Genomic DNA, 24,914 nt, shown 5'->3' with positions numbered 1-24,914 from the left:
GAATTCAAATTTTAACTTTTAAATAAATGACATAATTAATAACTAAAAAACAACCATTATGAATGCAAATTTCAACGGAATGTGTTATGCACCATATCCTCAGGGATATAATCCATCAATCGCAAATCATACTTATATCTTCTTTGGAAGTGATGTTGCTTACGATTGTATGACTCCCGCTTGGGGAAAAGAATATACTTCTTTAAGTGGAAGTCATTGTGATCTTAACGGTCCTAATAAAGCTCGTAATGATATTCAGACATTGGCTGATATGGGCGTTACACTTATCAGATTGTACGATTGGGAACCAAGAAACAATCATTTAAACTTTTTAGATTACTGCAATTCATTTAATATAAAAGTATTGGTATCGGTTTCTAATTACTTTGTTAAACCCGATGAAGGTTTAAATGCTAGAGATGAACAAATTCCGAAGTTAATAAATTCCTTTTCTAATGCACAAAAAACAGATTACCATAGTGCAATTGCTGGAATTGTTATTGGAAACGAACCTAGAATTAGCGGTTTTAGCGCTCAAAACTGCATCGATTTCACAACATCTTGGGCAAACATTGAAGCATCACAATATCCAAACTATAGAGAATTAATGATTGGACATCCTGTTGATTTTGCTACTTATGGCGGAAAATATCCTTGTTTTGGCTTTTGGGACCCATTATTTGATGCTTTGAATAAAGTGACGGCTAAAAACTTAAACAAACGCCTATTTCTTGCTCCACAAACTTATAACGATCGTATCTATCTATTTGAAAATGCAGAAGGATCTGGCAAAGGTTATGTTGATATAGCATACGAAAAATATCAAAAACCTATTTTGTTTACAGAAATTGGCCATGATAGGACAAAGCCAAATTACCAGCAAGTAGCAGATGGACAATTGGCAGGAAGTATAGAATATGGCGCTAAAAAACCGAACATTCTATTAGGCATATGCTTTTTTCAGTTTGCCGATAAAGTTTGGATTCCTGGAACTTCTGACGGTTCCCATGGTACACGCAACCAAGGCGGAGATATAATGTGTACCATTAATTTTGATAATGGAGATTTTACGCATTGGGACAAAGATTGCAAAAATGTTCCTTTGACGGTAAACGCTTTAATACCAAACCCATTAAATGATGTTGTCCTAAAATATTACAAAAAAGGCTAAAAGATGTCATTTTTTTTAAACTAATTTAAAAGAGTTAATATACTTGAAATATATTAACTCTTTTTGCTTTTAGATTTTACTATTCAACGACACTAACAAAATATTGATTTATCTGCATACAGTTTGTACTTTTGCCGTTATGAATGATAATTTTATAAATGAATACTTCGGTATAGGAATACAAAATGGTAAAACACCAGAAAACTTAGGGGTTTTATGGAGATCGGCACAAAACTTAGGTGCAACTTTTATATTTACCATTGGAAACCGATATGCCAAACAAGCTTGTGATACTCACGATGCAGTAAAAGCAATTCCTTATTTTCATTACGATACTTTCGAAGCTTTTTTCGAAAATTTACCAAAAGGTGCAAGATTAGTTGGCGTCGAATTATCTGAAAAAGCTGCTGATCTGGAAACCTTCGAACATCCTAGACGCTGCGTTTATATATTGGGCGCAGAAGATCATGGCTTATCTAAAAAAGTAATGGAAAAATGCCATCATTTAGTAAAGTTTAAATCAGAAAAAAGCTTGAATGTAGCCGTAGCGGGAACTATTGTTATGTACGATAGAAATTTGGCCAAACCACGTTCTTAAAAAGTTAAGCAAAAGTCAAAGAATAATTATTTCTTCTTTAAACTGGTTACAAGTTGTTACCAAAGCAATAATCAATTAAACAAACTCCAGAACTTCTTTCTATACTTCCCTCCCATCTGTAAAACGCCTTATTCTCATTTTTTTAATATTTTTTTTACAGAAAATATTTTTTATTGGTAAAAAAACCATGAAAATACATTTTCAGGACTTTATTGCACCCAAAAATGTATTTTATTTCTCCTTCCAAAAATCATTATTAGTCAATTTTGCACACGAAACTACTGAAGACCTCCACAAGAAATTATGTCTTCAGGAATTTCCAAAACTAACTATTCAATTAACCAAATTACCAACCAAAATGACAAATTTTATCAGGATTAAAATGGGTCCTAATGGGGTATCTGGATTTAGTTTGAAAACAAAATTGATGTTATGCTGCGTTTTGTTTTCTTTATCTCAAGTCCACGGATATGCTCTTAGTTCAAAAGGTGCGGCGAAATCGCAAAATGTACAACAACAAAAAACCATCACTGGACAAGTCAATGATGAAACTGGTATGCCTCTACCAGGTGTTACTATTGTAGAAAAAGGAAGTAAAAATGCTGCCTTAACAGATTTTGACGGAAAATTTTCTTTAAAAGTAGAAAATGAAAATGCTGTATTAGTATTCTCTTTCATAGGTTATACCAATACTGAAGTTTCCATAAAAGGAAAAACTATTGTAAATGTAAAAATGCAGAGAGCAACAGCTTCATTAGAAGAAGTTGTAGTTGTAGGATACGGCAAAATGAAGAAAAAAGATTTAACAGGAGCTGTTGTTCAGGTTTCTCCTGATAGATTAGTTAACCAAAATCCGCAAACTGTTCAGGATATCTTAAGAGGTACTCCTGGTGTACGAGTAGGTTACGATCCTTCTGCAAAAGGAGGCGGAAAGATACAAATTCGAGGACAAACTTCTGTCTATACCGCCAGTACGAATAAGGACGATAAAAGTGGGCCTCATAATGAACCGCTTATTATTCTAGACGGAATGCAGTTTTATGGTGAACTGTCAGAAATCAATCCTGACGATATTGCCCAGCTTGATATCCTAAAAGATGCTTCAGCATCATCTGTTTACGGATCGAGAGCCGCAGCTGGGGTAATTCTTATCTCAACTAAAAAAGGTAAAACTGGTAAACCTATGATCAATTTTACGACCAACACAACCATCAGTAATAAAAGTGCTTATCGTAAAGTGTATTCTCCTGAGGGTTACTTAAAATACCGTGAAGATTGGGAAACTGCTCAAACGTATGGTGTCAACACCGCAACAGGACAGTACGAAGCGTTTATAGCCGGAACAGTGGCTAATGGAAAACCTGGCTATTTTTCAAATCCAAATGATTTATCTAAATGGGGTATTACAGAAGCACAATGGTTAGCCTATCAGCCTGCTTCTCAAACAAATGGAAAAAGCAGTAAAGAAGTTTGGGGAAATCGCTTAGGACTAAATTTTGATCCTTCGCTAATGGCAAATTTCTTAGCCAACAAAACACATGATTGGAGTGACAGCTCTTTTAGAACAGGCATAAATCACGATAATAATTTGAGTATTTCTGGAGCTGCAGAAAGAGTAAACTACTATGTTTCTTTTGGTTATTTAAATTCTGAGGGAGCAATTGTTGGAAATGATTATAAGTCGGCTCGCTCTAACATGAAAGTTGACGCCAAAGTTACAGATTGGCTTGATCTTGGAGTAAATGTTAATTTCCAAGATCGATCAGATGGAGATGTTACGCCTTCTTTAGGTACAAATGCTGGAGACAATAACATGATGAGAACGAGTCCGTTTGGAACCTTCATTGATGCAAATGGCAATTATGAGAGACAGCCTATGGGTAAAAATGTTTCCGGACAAAATTATAACTACTATTACGAGCGTCAATTTATTGATAAAGAGACGGGATATACTACATTGAATACTATTTTCAATGCCAAAGTAAGTCTGCCATTAGGTATCACCTATGCATTCAATATTGCTCCCCGTTATCAATTTTTTCATGATCGCTATTTTAGATCAACACAGAATCCAAACTGGCCAGCAGCCACTACAGGGGTAAATAGAAATAATTCAACAAGATTTGATTATAACTTGAATAATACCATCACGTGGGATTACACAATTGCTCAAAAGCATCACTTTATTGCCACTTTTGTTCAAGAAGCAGAAGAACGTCGTTTCTGGTCTGACGGAATGGACGCTTATAATATTCAGCCATCAGACGCTTTAGGTTTTCACCTTGTTAATACGGCAACAATGGCAAATAGTGCATTGAGATCAAATGACACACATGAAACTGCAGATGCATTGATGGCTAGGCTTTTCTATTCGTTTGATAATCGCTATATGCTTACGGCAACTGTACGTCGAGATGGATATTCAGCATTTGGAGCTTCAAATCCGTACGCAGTTTTCCCTTCTTTTGGAGTTGCATGGAATTTTAAAAATGAGAAATGGTTTAACTGGGAGCCTATGAGCACAGGTAAATTGCGTTTGTCTTGGGGGCAAAATGGAAACAGAACGCTTGTAGATCCGTACGTTTCTTTAGCAAACTTGGTAAATACAGGAACAATGGGGTATCTAGATGGTTCAGGTAAAGCGCTTGAAATAAAATATCTTGCGCTTGACCGTATGGCAAATCCAAATTTGGAATGGGAAAAAACAACGTCAACAAACATTGGTCTTGATTTAGGTTTCTTACAGGATCGCATCACTGCTACATTAGATTTCTACAGATCATCTACTCACGATATGATCATGAGTCAATCTTTGCCTGGTTTTACTGGTTTTTCGACAATTGCTACTAATCTTGGAGAAATTCAAAATCAAGGTGTCGAATTGAGCCTAAATACTCTAAATATGAAAAAGCCAAATTTTGAATGGCGTACTTCATTTGGTATCTCTTATAACGAGAACAAAATTGTGTCATTGTATGGCAACATGGTTGATATTAAAGATGCTAATGGTAATGTTATTGGGAAAAAAGAAGGTGACGATTCTGCTAATGGATGGTTTATAGGAAGACCAATTACACAAATCTGGGATTACAAAGTAACTGGAATCTGGCAGAAAGATGAATGGAAAGAAGCTCAGAAATATGGACAACGTCCAGGAGATCCAAAAGTGGCTAACAGCTATACGGCAGATGATGTAGATGCTGTAGATGCTGATGGAAAACCTTATAAAAAAGCAGTTTATAATGAAAAAGACAAACAGTTTTTAGGTAATTCAAATCCGCCAGTACAATGGATGTTGCGTAATGACTTTAAGATTTACAGAAATTGGGATTTAGGCATTAGCATGTATGCTAATATGGGAGGCAAATCGCTTAATTCAAATTATATGAATACATTCAATGATGCCAGTTTATACAAGTTTAACTTCAATCCATACGTAAATCCATATTGGACATTGGATAATCCAACTAACGATTGGGCTCGTCTTGATGCTAAAGGGCCTGCGGGAACTCCTGTTGCTCCGGGAAGATTGTATGACCGTACTTTTATTCGTCTAGACAATATTTCTGTAGCCTATACGCTTCCAAGAGATCTTATGGATAAAGTGCGCATTAAAAACATAAAAATTTATGCTTCAGTTCAAAACGTAGCAACATGGGCTGCTTCTAAAGAATGGAAATATTTTGGAGATCCAGAAACAGGCGGGCTGGCTACGAGACAGTTTAATTTAGGTTTTAATTTCCAACTTTAAAATTACACAACAATGAAAAAATATATAAAAAATAGCATTTCAAGACTAATACCTTTTGTAGCATTGGCAGTGCTTTCTGTTTCTTGTTCAAAAGATTTTCTCGAAGCAGACCCGCTTTCGTTCTACGAACCAGAAACTACATTTTCTACAGAAGCTGGATTGCAGGCAACTTTAGCACTTTGTGATAAACAGCTTCGTAATAACTATATTCACTTTGGCTATTCTGGTGTTAGCGTGCCAATTGGTACTGAGTATCTTTTCTCTGATATGGCACAATATGGAAAAACAGACACGGGTAGCAATATTGCCGATTACGCCAATACCATTGTTCCTACTGGAGATTTTAGAAGAGATGCTGGTGGAGAACATATTTATCTTGGGTTTATGTGGACAGAAGCCTACACAGGTATTAAAAACGCGAATACTGTATTGACTTATATTGACAAAGTAACAACTTTATCAGAAGAGGTTAAACGCAAATATATTGGTCAAGCCTATTTTCACAGAGCATATCGTTATCTTAATCTAGTATATCAATTTGGAGACATACCATTGATTACTAAAATTCTGGAAGTTCCAAAACAAAGTTATTATTCTACTAAAAAAGAAGCCATCATAGAAATGATTACGGCAGATATGGAAAAAGCTGTAGAATGGGTTCCAGAACAGGCAAAAATTGGATATGTTGGAATGGTGAGCAAAGGTGCTTGTCGTCAGTTACTAATTAAGTGCTATTTGGCATCTGGTAAATTTGCTGAAGCTGAAGCGCAAGCTAATATTTTGATTAATCAATCTGGCTACTCTTTGGTACAAGGAAATTTAGGAATTTTTGATCCAGGAGGAAATCCTACAGCATGGCCAATTACAAGAAATGTAATCTGGGATTTGCATAGACCTGAAAACAAAGTGATTGCTGCTAATACTGAAGCTATTTTAGTAGCACCAAATGGAGGAGCACAATCATTTTTAGCATTTTCATCTATGAGAATTTTTGGTCCAAACTGGAATGATGCCAATCTAATTACTCCTGACGGAAAAACAGCGGCGCCTCGTTTCCCATTGACTGATAAAACAAATTATAATGCAAAATATGATTATCAAAGAGCAATTGGACGTGGAATTGGTACAATCAGCGGTTCTTATTATTCACAACATCCTATGTGGGTTGTAAATGGCGTTGAGGACAAAGTAGACCTTAGACATAACAGTACAGTTGGCAACTGGGTAAACATGGAAGATTTGAAATATGCTCCTGGTGCAGGCGGAAGTGCTACATGGGCAGGTCAAAATTTCAGAATGAAAGATGCTGCAGGCAAACTATTAGCTCAAGATTCTATTCGCGATTGGTTTGATTTTCCGCATTATAAAATCTTTTATCATGACGTTGTGGCTGAAGCAAATCCAGCAGCAAATGACTTTCAAGGAGCTACTGCAGGAGCAAGTGCACACATGTATATCTATCGTTTAGCAGAAACTTATCTATTGCGTGCTGAAGCACGTTTCTATCAAGGCAATGTTTCTGGAGCCGCTCAAGATGTAAATGTGGTTAGAGCTAGAGCTAAAGCCTCAAGAATGTATACTACAGTAACTATTGGTGATATTTGTGCAGAAAGAGGAAGAGAACTTTATATGGAAGAATGGAGAAATGTAGAGTTGAAACGTATCTCTCACTGTCTGGCTCTAAGCGGAAAAGCAGATGAATGGGGAAACACTTACAGCAAAGACACTTGGGATAAACAATCAGGAAAAGATGCAACTGGCGGAAGCTACTGGTGGCAACGTATTGTTCACTACACACTGTACAACAAATATCCGGCAGGAATTTCTCTAAAACCAGGTGTGAAGTTTTATTCTATGGACAAACGCAATAACTATTGGCCAATTCCATACAGACTTGCTATAGAGCCTAATATTAAAGGCCAGTTAAGCCAGAATTTTGGATATGATGGATATGATGCAGGTGTAAAAGTTTGGGACAAATGGCAGGATGCTGTTGAAGACGAAAGCAAAATCTAATCTTCATTCTATCGGTTTAATACTGAAAAGAAAAAGCGAATAGTTTCTTTTATAAGAAAGTAACTTTAAAGCGCTTAATAAAAAAGGCCAAAAAATGCTATTAATAAACATTTTTTGGCCTTTTCTTTTAGTTAAATGTTTTATATGTGATTATCATTTGCTAAAATCGTAGCTTAACGTAGCGCCAAGCCCAAACTGAAATGTTGATGCATAATCGGTTACTGCTACTGGACCCCAATAGTAATCCCAGTAATAGTCATATCCGACAGCTGCTGACATAGACTGCAGATAAGCATGAAGATTAATCGATATTGGCGAATCGGTTTTTACTTTCACACCGCCCTTAATCTCCCATGCAAAGTAAGTTCCATTGCCACTTCTAGGCGTCTCAAGAATTGACACCCCTAGACCTGCGCCAAGAAATGGAAGCGCTTTCTGAGAGCTTGAACCAAAATAATAAGTGTAATCTGCTAAAATGTAATTAATGGCGCCTTTATCATCTCCAGCATTAAGCTGAGTCCCTGCAGGAATAGGGTTTCCATTATTAGGTAAAAGAACTTTTGTATACAAAGGCATATGTGTATCCAGTCTGTTATACTTTAATTCTACCGAAGCATTGTCCATTATAAAATATTCGAAACCTATTCCATACTCAAAACCATCTTCTACCTTTGCATAAGAGGAATCGAAATCTACTCTGTCGGAAAAAGTATACCCTCCGTACAGATTAAGCAAAAATGACTGGCTGCTTTGTGCTGATATCACCAGTGAAAAGAAAAAAAAGACAATTAATAAATGATACTTTTTCATAATTTTTAATTTTAGTTTGTAATAAAGGGATTTATTATTCTCAAGCCTCGTCAGCTTAATCAAAAATTAATTAGAGTTTGCATTAGTGGCTTATTTCTCACCAAAGTTATCCTACATAATTGATTTTCAGCTAAAATACTAAGCCAATTATGTTTCAAATTATAAAATGAAACCACATTATATAATTTTTCTTAAAAAACATATATGTTATTTCAAAATAAAAATCCCTTCAAACATAAATTTGTTGGTTTACAACTAACTCTCCCCTTTTAAATAAATGAATCTTTATAAGCAACTTCTTCCTTACTGGCCAAAATAAAGAATAGAAAAAATCTCAAGCTTATTGATATGAAGCTTGCATAAGAAAGATTATAAATAAAAAAACAGCCCAAAGGCTGTTTTATTTTTTTCACGATCTTATTATAAATCTCTGATTTCCCAAAAATGTTAGGTGGAGCAATTACCCTCGCAAATCTGATAGATCACCTTATTTTTTCAAAATAAATTTCTGAGCTTTAAATGAATTGCGATCTGTTTTTTTAATTAAATAAACCCCATCTGTAAGATTTTCCAAGTGAATTGTATTTAGAATATCTGCATCTAGATTTACTGATTTTATAATTTTTCCAGCTGCGTCTATTATGGTGTAATTTCCATTGTATTTAGTAATGATATTTAAAATTCCCTTGCTTGGAACAGGGTACATTTTAAAGTCGGATACTTTAAAATCGTCAAGTCCCAAAGTGCTTACAGTAATACAGTCAGAAACAATTGTACAGCCTGCAACGGTAATCTCAACTTTATAGTCTCCAACTGCAGATGGTGTAAATGATTGATTTGTTTCATTCGCCATTATTGTGTTAGGACATTTATACCATTGATAAATGGCTCCAGAATGATCCGATGTTAAAATTCCAGAATTTAATGTTATTGTTTTTAGAATTGCAGAAGAATTGTTAATAGTTAATGCTAAAGTTTTAGTGTCACATCCTGAAGAATAAGTGTAATTCCCTGAAGCTGTATAAGTAATGCCATTTACTGGCCACTTATAGCTATCACAAGCAGTTTCAGTTTGTGTCGAACTTGTAGAATTAGTGATCGTTAATGCTAAAGTTTTAGTGTCACATCCTGAAGAATAAGTGTAATTCCCTGAAGCTGTATAAGTAATGCCATTTACTGGCCACTTATAGCTATCACAAGCAGTTTCAGTTTGTGTTGAACTTGTAGAATTAGTGATCGTTAATGCTAAAGTTTTAGTGTCACATCCTGAAGAATAAGCATAAGTTCCTGAACTGGTATATTTGGTGCCATTTACAGGCCAAGTATAACTGTCGCAAGCAGTTTCAGTCTGTGTAGAGCTTGTAGAATTAGTGATCGTTAACACCAAAGTCTTCGTATCGCATCCCGAAGAATAAGTATAAACTCCAGAAGCGGTATACTTAGTGCCATTTACTGGCCAAGTATAACTGTCACAAGCGGTTTCAGTTTGTGTGGAACTTGTAGAATTAGTTATCGTTAATGCTAAAGTTTTAGTGTCACATCCTATTTTATGAGTATAAGTTCCTGATGTTGTATAAGTTGTACCATTTACAGGCCATTTATAAGAATCACATCTGGAAATAGTTTCAGTTGGAGAGGAAGTTGAAGGAGTGATTGTTAAATTTAGAGTTTTAGTATCACATCCAACAACTGCACTATATGTTCCCGAAGATGTATAAACTGTTCCATTTGCACTCCATGTGTAAGAATCACATGCAGTTATTGTTTCAGGTGCAGAAGCTGTAGATGGAGTAATAGTTAAATTTAGAGTTTTAGTATCACATCCAATAATAGTTGTGTATGTTCCAGAAGCTGTATAGGTTGTTTGATTTGCATTCCAAGTATAAGAATCACAAGCATTTACTGTTACTGGCGCTGACGCTGTTGAGGGAGTTCCTGTTACAGTCTTTACCAGAACTCTGTCGCTTGCACAATAAGCTGTTTCACAAGCAACACAATAAGTAGTATTATTTTCTGTAGGGGTCGCAGAAACTGAATTTCCTGTTGCAAAACTTGTTCCTCCAGCCATGGCTGTATACCATGTAGCAGTTGTACCAAGCGGACAAGAAGCGTTTAAAGTAACAGATGTGCTTCCTAAACAAGGAATATTTTGCGTATCTGCAGTAACTGTTGCGCTTCCTGGTTTAATTGATGTTGTGGTAATATTAGAATTTACAGTTGTAAAATTAGTACCGCTAACAGTTGCCTGATTTGTAACTGAACAGGTATTTTGAGGTAACGTACCCGCAGCATTAATTGTCGCACTAAAAGTAATCACAGTGCTTTTTCCGGCTGCTAAAGTAAATGGTCCGGCAGTAAGCGTCTCATTAGCCGCATTTACTGCTACAGTTTTAGCTGATACTGAATTATTAGTGATATTACCATTCACAGATTCTGCTGCAGGAGTAGTTGTTTCTTCTTGTGCTATTTCTTTTTGAATAGTCATTTTTGAAGCGCTTCCATTATCAGGAATAGTGACAGTTCCTGAAATTATAGTTCCAGTACCTCCTTCATCCATTCCTACCCCAGTTGGAGTATTAGGATTGTTACTATTCCAGAAAGCTGTTAAAGCGGCGCTTCTGTTTCCGCTACCTGAAACATAGCCCGGACTGCCCTGCAAAATTACCGAACAATTTGGCCCTTGAGAGAGCACATCAAAATTTCCAGCTGCCAATCCGCTTGCAGAGTTAACTATATTGCCGGTAACCTTTGCAGCACTAATCATTGTGCTAGCAGTATTATCAGCATAGGCAACTACTCCTATATGAGTGTAAGCATTATTTATAACACTAATGTTATTATTAGTAATAGAAGCATCAATTCTTCCTGTACTTAATACGGCATTATCATTTGCTTCAGAAAAAATTCCGTAATTGGCGGCATTTGTAATTACATTATTAGATATTTCGGTGATATGCTTAGCATTTCCATAAGCAGCAACGCTAATGCCGTTACTAGAAGAACTCGAGCCTCCACCATCGATAATATTATTATTTATACGTCCTTTTATAGTTCCCGAGCCTTGATTTCCAACATTGCATGCAAAAAGGCCGTTATAACTTGATTTTAATGTATTATTTATAATATTGTAGTTCAAAGTTGCGCCACCGCTTACCTGTAAAGACAAACCATTGCTTCCCGGACTTGTAATTGCGGCATTTATAATATTAGCATCCGTAGAAGCATTATTTCCCCCAATTTGAACAGTATTTACAGAAGATCCGCTAAAATTCAATGCTAGACCAGTAGTTTTTGAATTAGAAAAATCATTCTTTTTAAAAACTAATGTATTGTTTGTAGTTCCTTTAGCTTGAAAAATAAAATTACTGTCTCCGTTTGATTTATTAAAAGAGTTTTTAAATTGGCAGCCAGTTACTGTCAAATTAAGCGTAGGATTTTGAGAAAGCTGACCATTAAATCCAAAAAAGCCTCTTCCCCAAGAATCATTAACATTTGTGTTTGTAATCGAGCAGGTCCCTTTTAAATTTAATGCAAATATTCCTCCAACATTTACATTCATTCCATTTGCACTTCCGCAGCCTGTAATTGTACTATTAGCCAAAACGAAATTATTAACATCATTTAAATTGATTCCGACAGAGTTTGTAGTACCCGTTACAACAATATTATCTAAATTAACACCTCCAGAGATAGTTTTAAAATGCAGTGCGGCATAAGAATTTGTATTATCATCTTCAGGATCGCTAATTACAGTGCTAGAATTATTTGCATTAGTAAAGTTCATGTTTTTAAGCGTTACATTGGCACATGATATAAACTCAACGCCTCTTAAAGATATATTTTGTATTGTTCCGCCAGATCCCGCAGTAGATCCTGTTCCAGTAACCTGAAAACTTCCTAATGTGCCACTTATTGAAATTCCTTTAGATACTCCACTAGCAGAAATACTGGTAAAAATGCAATCTAAAGCACCACCGCTGGTAATATTAACGGCCTGTGCATTTGTTGTGTTAATAGTAGTATTCCTTACTTTTAAAGCTCCAACAGCCGTACCAGATAAAGTTCCTGTTAACGCAACAGCTTGAATATCATTATTTGCTTTTAAATTGACACCGGCAATAGTAGGATTTGTTCCACCTGTAGAAGGCAAAGTGTTACTATAGGCTGGTAAAGTAAGGCCTAATATAGAAGTCAGACTCGCAGTTGCCCCTTGTCCAATTACTTTTTGATTATCATTTAATGTTAATAGTCCCGTAACTGTACCCGTATAGATAAAAATAGGATATGCAGTGCTGCCAGTAATACTATTTAAGGCTTTATAAGGTGTAGCTAAAGTTCCGTTTCCTGCTGTTGCCGCTGCACTATTAACAAAGATTATAGGAGTTGTTACCGTTATATTTACAGTTGCAGTTGCAGTTTTACCATTGGCTGACGTTAGAGTATAGGTAAAACTATCAGATCCAGAATATCCAGCATTTGGATTATAAGTAAAAGAACCGTTTGCATTTAGAATTGCAGTTCCGTTTGTTGCTCCTGTTAATATAGAAGCCGATAAAGCAGTCCCATCAGGGCTGACATCATTTGCTAAAACACCTCCTGCTGCATCTACATTAATTCCAACATTTCCAATACAGGAATAAGAATTATTGTTTGCTATTGGCGTTGCTTTAAAAGAGTTTGGAATTAAGGTTAGATTAGAATCCAAAATATCCTGAAAATTCACTCCTAAAGCATCATCTATACCTGTATTAGTTATAGTTACAGTAAAATCAAGCTGAGAGCCAGGCTGAGCATTTCCACCTCCATTTACGACTACAGCGTTTGTTACAGAAACCGCAGCAGCGACAGCAGATGTGCTAGTTTGGTTTGTGTTAATTACAGCTTTTTCAACTTTATTTTCTTTTTTTTCATCAATAAAAGTTTGTTCAGCTTTTACAAAACTTTCAACTATAGGAGCAACAAAATTTTTCTTAATAATAGTATTGTATTTCATTCCAAAACTTAGAAATCCAACTAGTATTATTACAACTAAGAGTTTGTTATTTTTCATTTTTTTTGCTTTTAATTAGCCTAATTAAGAAAATACTGCTTCATATTTCATTCCCACTTCATCAAACCCTAGCGGTGTAAGAAATAATTCTAAATTGCCTTCTTCAGGGTGCATAACAGTAAATATGCCCTGTTCGTAATATTCGTCTTTTTGTTGAGTTCGAAAAACAAGAGAAAATGGAGTTCTTTGTAGCGGAGAATAACTATTAAATTCTGTTACAGAAATTAACTCAGCCTTATGCTGAATCTCGTCCGAAAATTTAATAATAAACACTCTGTTAAGCAGAGAATTAAAGTTATTTAAAGTGAGTAAAGATATATCCATATAATTTTGTTAATCGTTAATATCAGTTATTAGAATTCCATTCCATCAAGTGGTAAACACCATTTGTTTCACTTATTTTTTTAAATCCTAATCGTTTATATAAATTCATTGCAGGATTAAAAGCCTCAACATGTATCGAGACATTTAAATTATTACTGCCTGCTTTTTTAAGAATTTCATTTAAAATAGAGCTGCCAAAGTTTTTGTTTCTCCATTCAGGCAAGATTGTAATATCTATAATTCTGACAGGTTCATTTTCAGAAAGAAAATCAATATACAATCTTCCAATTGGAACCTTTTCTTTTTCAATTATATAAAATTTTGCATTTAAAAAATTCTTCTGATAATATTCATGCTGGGCAGAAAATTGTTGATCAATAAAAAGTCTTTTTTGTTCATCATTCCAATCAGTTCCTTTATCAAGTTCTTCTTGACGGGTACTGCCATATATTTCCCTAAGAAGAGTTTTATCACTTTCTTCAATATCTCGAAAACCGATATTTTTTATTTCTAAATTCAAATCCAGTTAAATTAGCCTCTTGCTGGAAAAATCCCCTGAAGAGCAATACAAAAATTCATTGTCAAATAAGGCATCATATTATTGTGTGGAAATCCAGAGCCAGCGATAGATACAGAGTTAAAACTCATATTGGCATTGTTTCCTGTCTGACTATAAACTCGTATAGGATTTCCGCGACCTAAACTATTATTAGTTGGAGATGTTGATTGTGAGTTTAAAGTTGCAGCCATTAATGAATGATTGTGAGATGGAATTTCAGACTCAAGCAAGCTAACATTTTCACTTCCTCCTGTTTCTCCTAAATCATGTAAAGATAATCCTGCTCCTTGTCCTGGATGCATTGGAACACTTCCTTGCAAATTCGGGAGAGCAAAAGTGCTTTTTCCATCGCCTCCATATGTGGTTCCTAGTAAGGAAAAAAGTCCTGTATTTTGAGATATAGGCAATAATTGCCCGTTGCACATTGCCCAACCTACTGGTGCAAAATTGAATGGAAAAAGACGTATTTCGGCAACAAATTGATCCATAGATATATTGTTTTATTTTTGTTTAAAAAGTATTGAAAATTTTAATTTTCTATGTTTGAGTAGGAAACACACCAAACAACGAAATAATAAAATTGACACACAAATAAGGCTGAAAATTAGTATGGGGCTGACTTCCACCTGTAGCTGTAATGGAAGTTGCGCTTAAAGCTGTTGTTGGTGCAGCACTAGAAAACATTTTACTTCCCGGAGGATTAGTGCTAAATAGAGCATTGGACGGACTTGCAGTATCTGCCAAATCTGTAGTTGCTATTAAACTATGGTTGTGAGCAGGAATTTGATTAGTGGTTAATGTAATGCCTTCTGCTCCTCCTGTTTCTGCCAATGTATATGTTGTACCGCTAGTGGATGTACCTGAATGGATAGGAACTCTTCCTTGCAAATCTGGTAAAGCAAAAGTGCTTTGTCCATCGCCTCCATATGTAGTGCCAATTAATTGAAATAATGTTTCATACTCAGAAATAGAGAGAATCTGCCCTTCACAGAACATCCATCCTACAGGAGCAAAGTTTCCTCCAAACATTCTGATTTCCCCAATGTAAGGTTGTGCCATATCTTTACTTTTTACAATTAATAATTAATTTTGAGAAGGAAAAGCACCTTGTAAAGCAATACAAAAATTCAAGGTAAGGAATGGCTGCATGTTTAAATGAGGCTGACTTCCGCCTACACTACTAAGAGAACTAGGGTTCATCGAAGTAAAATTTTGGCTTTGACCACTATAAACTAAATTAGGAACGGTATTACCTAATAAATTTAAAGAACTCGGTATATTAGTGCTTGCCGAATCTGTTTTCGCCTGCAGCACATGAGTGTGCTGAGGAAGTTCTGATATACTTAAGGTATGAGCTTCTTCTCCACCTTTTTCTCCTATTGTATGCCCATTTCCAAAATGAATAGGAATCCTTCCTCGTAAATTTGGCAAAGCAAATGTCGTTTGTCCATTGCCACCATACATTGTTCCTAACAAAGAAAACAAACCTTGATTTTGGTTTATGGGCAAAAACTGCCCATTGCAAAAAGCCCAGCCTTTTGGAGCAAAGTTAAAAGACACAATACGTATTTCTCCTAAATAAGGTGTTGCCATAATATTGACTATTTATAGTTTTTTTCGAAGTAAATTATATTAGACCAAAAATGAATCTGAAGCAAAACTATGCTTAGAAATTATTTCCTTTTGGTACACGATAGAATTACCTTCTTTTATGATAATTTTTGTTACGGTTTGTTCTGAGGCTAAATAAGTTTGCAGATAAACGCTTCCTTTTCTTGTATAAAAGCCATCAGAATTTAATTGCTGTACTGGAGCAGGAAATAAATAATGAGATAAATTAACATCATTACGATGTATATTCAAGTCTTGCATAGCTATAGTAATAGCTTCCAAATCAAATCCTGATAGAGATCGAAGAGATTTCCAGTTACCATTTGAATCTTTTCCCAAGCATAGCAAAACATTATCTATTTTTCCAGTAGCCTCAGTTTGAAGATGCATAGGAAACATTTTTAACAGGCCGTCTGAAGAACTGAAACAATAATTTCCTGAAGCAGCGTATCCCGTTTTTTCCCAATTTAAAATAGATTTTTTATAGCAATCTGCAAGAGATTGATCTAAAAGGAAAGCATCAAAAAAAGTTATTTTTGAGAATTTGGCTAAAATATTTTCTTCATCATTTTCTGAAATCGAAAAATTTTCCAAAGTGTTCTTAGCTACCAGAGAGCCACAAAAAAGAGTTGTTGCACCAACAAATCCGACATTTTTAATAAAATTTCTTCGTGCTAAATTGATCATAATTTCCTGCTTTTCTGTTAAATTCATAGTAAAAGTAATAAAAGGAAATATTAAATGATAATTTTTTGTTAAATAACACAATAAAAACCGTATAAGTACGTTATTTGATTCTTTTTTTAAAGAAAACACTTATAGGTTGATTTGCAAAGAAACTAGAGAGTAGCGTAATAATTCAAATCAACTTACGGAGTTATCATCTTAAGTGAGCATAAAATTGATAAGTGATAAACATCTTGTGTTTATTAGGATAAGCTATCAATTCTAATACTTTTTCTCCTTTCATTATTAAAAAAATACTTTTTAAATACACTGCACTACCTTACCTGTTTTCCTATTTCCGGCCACAATCAAAACAAAAAAATTAAGAACAATCAAAAAGAAAAGAAACAACTATCTAGAAAAGTAATACCGATCTAATTGCATCAGAATGAGGAAAACCGTAAAAATTATCTTGAATTATTCTCTTTATTTGCTTTGGCAATAATACTAGCACCATAATAAACAATCAACCCGATACAATCTATAAAATTGAAGAAAATTACCAAAACCCAAAACAGCCAATCAATTAGACAAACCATTCTAGTTATATGCTGCTTCCTTTTTTTATCGAATATTTTACACACACAAACATTAGGCACAGTTAAAGGATATGCAATAGACACCATAAATAATTCTCCTTTGTCGAAAGCATCCGTCTCTTTATTAAGAGCAAAAGATTCCATTTTAATAAAATTTACCCGAGCCAAAGAAAATGGTTATTTTGAACTAAATAATATTAAAGATGGCAAATTTATTTTGCTAGTTTCTTATCCCAAATATGCTGATTTTGTAGATAAATTTTCTCTTGATTCAACAAAGCTAACCAAAGATTATGGCAAAATTAATTTGGCTGATAAAGGCAGGCTTCTGTCAGAAATCATTATAAAAGGCAATAGAGCTGCCATGAAAATCAAAGGAGATACATTAGAATTTGATCCAAAAGCATTTAAAATAGAACCTAATGCAAAAGTCGAAGATCTGATAAAACAATTCCCAGGAATACAAATTGATAAGGATGGGAAAATTACCGCTCAAGGCGAAACTGTAACCAAAGTTTTGGTTGATGGAGAGGAATTTTTTGGAGATGATCCAACTCTAGTTACAAAAAATCTGCGTGCCGATATGGTTGACAAAGTTCAATTGTACGACAAAAAAAGTGATCAGGCCGCTTTTACAGGAATTGATGACGGACAGAAAACCAAAACGCTAAATGTAAAGCTTAAAGAAGACAAAAAAAATGGTCATTTTGGGAAAGTGGAACTTGGAATTGGAACTGATGGCTTTTATAATGGACAAGCCATGTTTAATAAATTTTGGGATAAGAAAAAATTAGCAGCTTATGGCATTTTAGCCAATACCGGACAGGTAGGATTAGGATGGGGAGATAAAGATAAATATGGCCAAAGCAGTTATCAAATAACTGATGACGGCGGTATTTATTTTTCAAACAATGGAAATGATGAATTTGACAGTTGGAATGGCCAATTTAATGGTGAAGGAATTCCTATTGTACAAACCGGCGGCATACATTTTGACAATAAATGGCATAAGGATAAAGAATCTATAAATATAAATTATAAAATTGGCGATATCAAACTTTCGGGAACCCGAAATGATATTAACCAGCAAAATTTAAGTTCTAGCAGCATTTATAATACTTCAGATAAAAGTTTTGAAAAAAACATGCTTAAAAACAAGCTTGACCTGACCTATGAAATTAAAATTGACACTACCCTCACCTTAAAATTAAATGTAGACGGATTACTTAAAAACAGCAATTCAAGTGAAGCAGAAATGAGAAAAGGCACTGACGAACAAGGTAACCTATTGAACAATCTGAAACAGGCAACTACAAACGAAGCTGATGATAAAATATTTAATATAAATACTCTGTTAACCAAAAGGCTAAAAAAAACAGGCCGAACATTGTCTCTTAATTTAAGCCAATCAAGCACAAGTAGTAAGAGTGATGGCTATTTAAATTCTAGAGCCGAATTTTTTGCAACATCTGTAATTAGCCCAGATAGCACCAAAGTTGTGGATCAAAATAAAGTCAATACTATTAGCAATACGGCTTTTAAATCAAATTTAATCTATACCGAACCGTTATCCAAGAGCCTATCTCTAATTCTTAATTATGGATTCAACATTAGTAACGGAAAAGCTGATCGGAAATCTTTTAATAAGTCTCCAGATGGAAATTATAATGTTCTCGATTCTATTTTTAGCAATAATTATGAATTAGACCAATCGATAAACCAGATCGGCGCAATTTTTAACTATAAAAAAAATAAAACTGTTTTTTCTTTTGGTTCAAAATTTAGTGGTGTACACTTCAAACAATATGATGTTTATAGCGATAGTTCTTTTAAGCAAAAATTTATCAACTACATGCCTCAGATAAACTATCAATATAATTTCAAACAAAGAGAATCACTGCGTTTGTCATATAACGGAAACACTGAACAGCCCACATTAGATCAGTTACAGCCTATCCGAAACAATCAAAATCAATTGAATACAATTGTAGGCAATCCTAATTTAGACCCATCTTTTAAAAATACTTTAAGAGGTAGTTATTATTCGTATAAAGTGCTTACCAATCAATATTTTTCGGTCAATGGATCATATGTTTTTACGTTAAATCCAATAATAAGCAGTGTGGTTACAAATGAAAGAGGAGAAAGCATATCAAAATTTGTAAACTTAGAAAACAAAGCTACAACAAGTTATTATTTGAATAGTAATTTTGGTAAAACAATAAAAGCCATAGACATGACAGCGGGTATTGGCATAAGCGCCAATAAAAATGTAAATTATAATTACATCAATACGCAGCTGAATCAAACTAAAAATTCAAGTTATTCCTTGAATTTAAACTTATCAAAATATAAAGAAAAAAAATACAATTTTAATACCAGTTTCGGCCCTACATACAACGTTGCAGATGCAAGCATCAATGAAAATAGTGATAGTAATGGTTGGGGGTTTAATGGAAATTTCTGGGCCAGTATAGAATTACCTTTCAAACTAGAAATTACCACAGATGGTAATTATCTATACAATGGAAAAACGCAAGTGATTCAGGAAACTTTTGAACGTTTTATTTGGAATGCATCAATCAGCAAAAAATTCTTAAAAACCGATAATTTAAGAGTTTCTATAACGGGAAGAGATCTTTTGAACCAAAATGTAGGATTTAATCGTTCTGCATTCAATGGAAATATCAGCCAAAGCACTTATACTACTATCCAAAGATATTTTATGTTCTCCGTTAGCTGGGATTTTAGCAAAATGGGCGCGGGAGAAATTAAAGCAAACTAAACTATGAAAACAACACTGAAACACATCCTATTATTGCTTATTACATTAACAGGCTTCAATATTTTTGCCCAAAATCACTTTATTGAAAATGGGGTAATCGAATTTGAAAAAAAATCAAATATGTACGCTTTGATTTCAAAAAAAATAAAAGGAGAAACTGATAGCTATTATCAATTAGCTTTTGAAAGTTATAAGAAAAACAATCCCCAATTTAAAACCGTAAAAAGCACACTAAGCTTTTCAAAAAACAAAAGTTTATACAAATGGGATGAAACAAATCAAACAACAAGCAACAGTTGGATTGCCGACGATGCAATGGCTAATTTAAAAAATGTCATTGCCACAGATCTAGATACCCAAACCAGTATTACTCAAAAAAATGTATACGATGATTTATACATAGTTAAAGATAGCTTGCGAAAAATTGACTGGAAAATTACCGATGAAACAAGAGAAATTGCGGGTTATGAATGCCGCAGAGCAAATGCTATAATTATCGATTCTGTGTATGTTGTTGCCTATTACACAATTCAAATTCCATTCTCAGGTGGCCCCGAATCTTTTACAGGCTTACCTGGAACAATTTTAGGTTTGGCTCTGCCACATGAAAATATGACATGGTTTGCTACAAAAGTTACTGAAATTCCAGTTTCTGACAAAGATTTAGCTCCACCAATTAAAGGCAAACCTACTGACAATAAAGGACTAAATAAAATACTTTTGGAAGCTTTGAAAGACTGGGGAAAATGGGCAAAAAAAACATTACAAGCCTACTCTTTATAACTAAATATTAAAACCTATTTCTTATATAAAAACTAATCTAAATAAACTTGTCGTCTATTTAATAATAGATTTACTTTATCAAATAAGAAAAAGAAAGAAGTCTCTTTAAATTTAATTTATATTTTTCAATTAAAGATATTTCTTATATTAGCAATCAGCTAATCCGTAGTTTATAAAAAAGTCTTGTAATTCACACTATTTACAATGCTTTTGGCTGTCTGCCAAAACATCAAACTGTAAAAAATAAAATTTATATGACAAAAAGAAAAACCTCTTTAGCTTTGCTATTTTTTATCTGTTTTGCATCATCTACATTATCTGCTCAATTATCTTCTGCAAAAATTGATTCTCTGATGCAGAATGCTCTCAAGAAGTTTAAGGTTGCTGGAGCATCAATTGCCATAGTCAAAGATGGTAAAGTAGTTCATTCTAAAGGTTATGGAGTAAGTTCTATCGAAACAAATAAAATGGTGGATCAATACACCAATTTTCAGATCGCATCCAATACGAAAGCATTCACTTCTGCAGCACTTTCTATTTTAGAAGAAGAAGGCAAGTTAAAATGGACGGATAAGGTTAAAGATTACCTGCCAGAATTTAAAATGTATGACAATTATGTAACAGAGCATTTTAATATACAGGACTTATTGACACATCGTAGCGGACTTGGATTAGGTGCGGGTGATTTAATGTTTTTTCCAGACGAAGCTGATTTTACTGTTCAGGATGTAATGAAAAGCTTCCAGCATTTTAAACCAGTTTCCGCTTTTAGAACCCAATTCGACTATGATAATTTATTATATATAGTTGCTGGAGAATTAATTGCAAAAGTTAGTGGTATGACCTATGAACAGTTTGTTCAGCAGAGAGTTATAGCTCCCCTGCAGATGAACCATACTTTTGTCGGAAGTCTGCTTCAGGATAAAACAAATCTTGCTACACCTCACTCTTCTGTATCTGGAACCATTAAACCTATTGCCGCTTATAATATAGGAATAGCAAGCGCAGCAGGAGGCATTTACTCAAACGCGACAGATATGTCTAAATGGATCATTATGCATCTCAATAAAGGTAAGTATGGAGAAGATCTTAAATCGTCCTTGTTTTCTTTAAAAAATCATGACCAAATGTGGCGTCTGCATACCATTATGGCGACAGACCCCGATCCGAGGTATAATTCTCATTTTAACGGCTACGGTTTAGGCTGGTTTTTAACAGATGTAAAAGGAAAGCTAAAAGTGGAACACACAGGAGGACTTCCTGGCATGTTATCAATTGTTACTCTATTTCCTGATCTTGACTTGGGCATCGTTATTCTGACTAATACCGAAAATGGTGGCGGCGGTCTTTTTACTGCAGTATCCAACACTATTGCAGATAGCTACTTAGGTCTAGACGATTTTGGTTGGACAGATAAAATGGCTCAATGGCTCGAAGATGACCAGCATACGGGTGACGAAGTAAGCCAAAAAGTATGGCAGAAAGTAGCCACAGAAAAAAAAGTAAAAATAAAAAATGAAGATTTTATTGGTATTTACCAAGATAATTGGTTTGGTAAAGCAGAAGTATTTTTAAAAGATAAGCAATTATGGATCAAATGCCTGCGTTCACCTAAATTAAATGGTCCAATGGCTTTTTATAATGCTAATACATTTGCTGTAAAATGGGAATACCAAGCTATGAACTGTGATGCTTTCATTCTATTTTCGCTCGACGAAACAGGTCAAGCCCAATCTATGAAAATGAAGGGTATTTCGCCAAATATAGATTTTAGTTTTGATTTTCAGGATTTAGACTTCAAAAGAGTAGAAAAATAAATACTTTTTTGTAACAAATTTTCAGTAATATAACTAATTAGTTAAAAAACTATATTAAGCTAAGTAAGATGAGCATTAAACTTTTATTTTTTTCGCTGTTATTTATAACTCTGCCAGAGATGACATTTTCCCAATCGACTGATTTTACCATTCAAGATGTAAAGTTTGAAAGTCAGGGTGTGATTCTTTCAGGTTCAATTTTAACTCCTAAAAAAGTATCTGCAGCAGTTGTAATTGTTCATGGTTCAGATCCTGTAAAAAGAGAAATGAAATTTGCAAAACGTCTCGCAAGCGAAGGCATTGCCGTACTAACATATGATAAACGTGGAGTTGGAGAATCTGGTGGCATATATGTGGGTCCATCTGTTGGTACAAATAACATTGACACTGCTAATCTTAATTTATTATCTCAAGATGCAAGCCAAGCAGTAAATACTTTCCAGACCTATCTGAAGGATAAAAAAACACCTATTGGATTGGTTGGTTTCAGTCAAGCGGGATGGATAATTCCAATTGCTGCAAGCAAAAATCCTAAAATAAAGTTTATGGTCTTATTTAGCTGTCCTACTATTACAACTCTAGAGCAACTTCGATTTCAGTTTTACACTAACGGAAACAATAATTTTTGGGAAAACCATACGGAAACAGATGCTCGTGAACATATTAAAAATGATCCCGACAAATATCAATTCGTTGAGACCGACCCAAAAAAATCTCTAAACATTCTTTCCATTCCTGGAATATGGCTTTTTGGCGAAAAAGACATACAGATTCCTGTTAAACTGTGCATAGATCAATTAAACACAATGAAAGCTCAAGGTAAACCTTTTGAGTATTCTTTATTTCCATCATTAGGCCACAATACTTCTTCTGGCGATATTATAGTACCTTTTGATATTTCAGTTCAATGGATAAAAGAGAAAGCATTAAGCATCAAAAAATAAGAATATCAAATTAAATATTAATAATCCCCTTTAACTATTGATTTAGGAATAAATTAAGCCTCGTTTACTTTAAAAAAATCTATTTTTTTTCTTCTTTTTATGAGTTTAAAATATCTCTTTCAAAATTCTCCAATCTGTTTATACTATTTTTCGCTACTGTTGTCAGTATCCCTGAGAAATTTAATTAATCCATTCATATAGATACTCTGATCGTCATACATACTCATATGGCTGCCATTAGGACAATATAGATAAGTGCCGTTTTTTACTTGAGACGCAATCCACTTCATATGTTCTGGATCCATTGTATCATATTTGGCTCCTATAGACAATGTAGGAACAATCAATTTTGGAAGCTCTTTTTTAATATCCCATTTCTCAAGTTTTCCTGAGAGTCCAAATTCACTTGGTCCCTGCATGGTAACATACAACGACTGGTTTATTTTACTAAAAGATCTATTCACTGGTTCAGGCCATTTATCAGAATCTAAGCGTAATATATGCTTTGAATAAAAATTAGGTATTAGCAACCTCATATATTCAGGGTTTTCGAAATCTTTATTCTTTTCTATTTCTCTGATTCTTGCTAGTACTTTTGGATCCATTTGGTTTGCCAACACTTCATCTGCATATCTATCATAATCAATAGCACTCATCATCATATTCGAAATAATTAGTCCCTTTAAATTATCTTGATACTTAAGAGCATACTGAGATGCTAAAGTCCCGCCCCATGAATGCCCTAATAAATAAAAATTGCTTTTATCCAGATTAAGAGCTTTACGCACTTGTTCCACTTCCTCTACATATCGTGACAAATCCCAAAACGTCGGATCATTAGGATTATCGGAATTACCTGTTCCCAGCTGATCGTAATAAATAAATTCAATTCCCTCTTGAGGAAGAAAACTTTCCATACACTCAAAATACTCATGAGTAGCTCCTGGTCCTCCATTTAGCAGTAATAACTTTATTCTAGGATTATTCCCAATTCGTTTAGTCCATACCTTAAACTTTCCTTTTGGAGTATTTATTTCTACAATTTTTATTCCTCCTGTCTTAATACCCTGAGTTGTATCTTTTAAATATAAACTAAGATTTGCATCTTGCTTTTTTAAATCACCTTTATTATTGCACGCCGAAAAGAGAAGCGCAAAAATAACAGCCATTAAGATATTTCTGTAAACCATAAGCATTCCATTTATATTACACTTAAATTTTAAAATCTAAATATAATAAATATCATTCTATTATTAATTCTTACATTTAATGCAGTTTGAAAAAGATGTTGATAGACTGTCAACGGAGCGCATTATTAATTTAAATCTACTATTCAGTCAGGAGGATGCAAAATCATATAAAACAAAAAAATCCCCATCAAATTCATGATGAGGATTCTAAAAAGAAAGGCGACGACATACTCTCCCACA

General features: G+C 34.2%; 17 protein-coding genes. 8 read left to right on the top strand and 9 right to left on the bottom strand.

The window, feature by feature from the left end; genetic code table 11:
- Positions 1–58 precede the first annotated feature (58 nt).
- The 4 genes from DMB71_RS06275 (at position 59) to DMB71_RS06260 (ending at position 7,536) form a co-directional block, all read left to right on the top strand.
- Positions 59–1,171, top strand: coding sequence for a hypothetical protein (locus DMB71_RS06275; protein WP_111364603.1), 1,113 nt, complete (start codon positions 59–61; stop codon positions 1,169–1,171).
- 139 nt (positions 1,172–1,310) lie between these two features.
- Positions 1,311–1,769 carry an RNA methyltransferase gene (locus DMB71_RS06270; protein WP_111364601.1) on the top strand — a complete coding sequence of 153 codons (459 nt, stop codon included), beginning with the start codon at positions 1,311–1,313 and terminating at the stop codon, positions 1,767–1,769.
- A 187-nt stretch (positions 1,770–1,956) separates the two neighbouring features.
- Complete coding sequence (locus DMB71_RS06265; RefSeq protein WP_239452938.1) at positions 1,957–5,520, top strand: SusC/RagA family TonB-linked outer membrane protein; 3,564 nt, start codon at positions 1,957–1,959, stop codon at positions 5,518–5,520.
- A 12-nt stretch (positions 5,521–5,532) separates the two neighbouring features.
- Entirely contained in the window at positions 5,533–7,536 is a 2,004-nt protein-coding gene (locus tag DMB71_RS06260; protein WP_111364599.1) for a RagB/SusD family nutrient uptake outer membrane protein, read from the top strand.
- 153 nt (positions 7,537–7,689) lie between these two features.
- Here DMB71_RS06260 and DMB71_RS06255 read toward each other — a convergent pair whose 3' ends face one another.
- The 8 genes from DMB71_RS06255 to DMB71_RS06220 form a co-directional block, all read right to left on the bottom strand.
- Entirely contained in the window at positions 7,690–8,346 is a 657-nt protein-coding gene (locus DMB71_RS06255; RefSeq protein WP_111364597.1) for an outer membrane beta-barrel protein, read from the bottom strand.
- Positions 8,347–8,833: 487 nt separating this feature from the next.
- A complete protein-coding gene (locus tag DMB71_RS06250) occupies positions 8,834–13,396 on the bottom strand; it encodes an Ig-like domain-containing protein (protein ID WP_111364595.1) in 4,563 nt (1,520 codons plus the stop codon).
- Between the two features lie 24 nt (positions 13,397–13,420).
- Positions 13,421–13,720, bottom strand: coding sequence for a DUF6916 family protein (locus tag DMB71_RS06245; RefSeq protein WP_111364593.1), 300 nt, complete (start codon positions 13,718–13,720; stop codon positions 13,421–13,423).
- A 22-nt stretch (positions 13,721–13,742) separates the two neighbouring features.
- Entirely contained in the window at positions 13,743–14,240 is a 498-nt protein-coding gene (locus DMB71_RS06240; protein WP_111364591.1) for a GNAT family N-acetyltransferase, read from the bottom strand.
- Between the two features lie 11 nt (positions 14,241–14,251).
- A complete protein-coding gene (locus DMB71_RS06235; protein ID WP_111364589.1) occupies positions 14,252–14,767 on the bottom strand; it encodes a phage tail protein in 516 nt (171 codons plus the stop codon).
- Positions 14,768–14,816: 49 nt separating this feature from the next.
- Complete coding sequence (locus DMB71_RS06230) at positions 14,817–15,338, bottom strand: phage tail protein (RefSeq protein ID WP_111364587.1); 522 nt, start codon at positions 15,336–15,338, stop codon at positions 14,817–14,819.
- A 24-nt stretch (positions 15,339–15,362) separates the two neighbouring features.
- Positions 15,363–15,872 (bottom strand): phage tail protein, encoded by a 510-nt coding sequence (locus DMB71_RS06225; RefSeq protein ID WP_111364585.1) that lies wholly within the window; start codon positions 15,870–15,872, stop codon positions 15,363–15,365.
- 39 nt (positions 15,873–15,911) lie between these two features.
- Positions 15,912–16,706 (bottom strand): hypothetical protein, encoded by a 795-nt coding sequence (locus tag DMB71_RS06220; protein WP_239452937.1) that lies wholly within the window; start codon positions 16,704–16,706, stop codon positions 15,912–15,914.
- Positions 16,707–17,255: 549 nt separating this feature from the next.
- Here DMB71_RS06220 and DMB71_RS06215 point away from each other — a divergent pair.
- The 4 genes from DMB71_RS06215 to DMB71_RS06200 all read left to right on the top strand — a co-directional run bounded on the left by DMB71_RS06215 (position 17,256) and on the right by DMB71_RS06200 (position 23,484).
- Entirely contained in the window at positions 17,256–19,940 is a 2,685-nt protein-coding gene (locus DMB71_RS06215; RefSeq protein WP_239452936.1) for an outer membrane beta-barrel protein, read from the top strand.
- Between the two features lie 3 nt (positions 19,941–19,943).
- A complete protein-coding gene (locus tag DMB71_RS06210; protein ID WP_111364584.1) occupies positions 19,944–20,723 on the top strand; it encodes a GLPGLI family protein in 780 nt (259 codons plus the stop codon).
- A 254-nt stretch (positions 20,724–20,977) separates the two neighbouring features.
- Positions 20,978–22,540 carry a serine hydrolase gene (locus tag DMB71_RS06205; RefSeq protein ID WP_239452935.1) on the top strand — a complete coding sequence of 521 codons (1,563 nt, stop codon included), beginning with the start codon at positions 20,978–20,980 and terminating at the stop codon, positions 22,538–22,540.
- A gap of 119 nt (positions 22,541–22,659) precedes the next feature.
- On the top strand, positions 22,660–23,484 hold the full coding sequence (locus tag DMB71_RS06200) for an alpha/beta hydrolase family protein (RefSeq protein ID WP_239452934.1): 825 nt from the start codon (positions 22,660–22,662) through the stop codon (positions 23,482–23,484).
- Positions 23,485–23,627: 143 nt separating this feature from the next.
- On the opposite strand, the gene DMB71_RS06195 is transcribed toward DMB71_RS06200, so the two are convergent.
- Positions 23,628–24,674 (bottom strand): proline iminopeptidase-family hydrolase, encoded by a 1,047-nt coding sequence (locus tag DMB71_RS06195; RefSeq protein ID WP_111364828.1) that lies wholly within the window; start codon positions 24,672–24,674, stop codon positions 23,628–23,630.
- Between the last annotated feature and the right edge of the window lie 240 nt (positions 24,675–24,914).

The sequence above is a fragment of the Flavobacterium tistrianum genome, assembly GCF_003254545.1.
Lineage (GTDB): Bacteria > Bacteroidota > Bacteroidia > Flavobacteriales > Flavobacteriaceae > Flavobacterium > Flavobacterium tistrianum.
The sequence above is the reverse complement of the archived record's forward strand: the minus strand, read 5'-3'. Positions and strand labels throughout refer to the sequence as shown.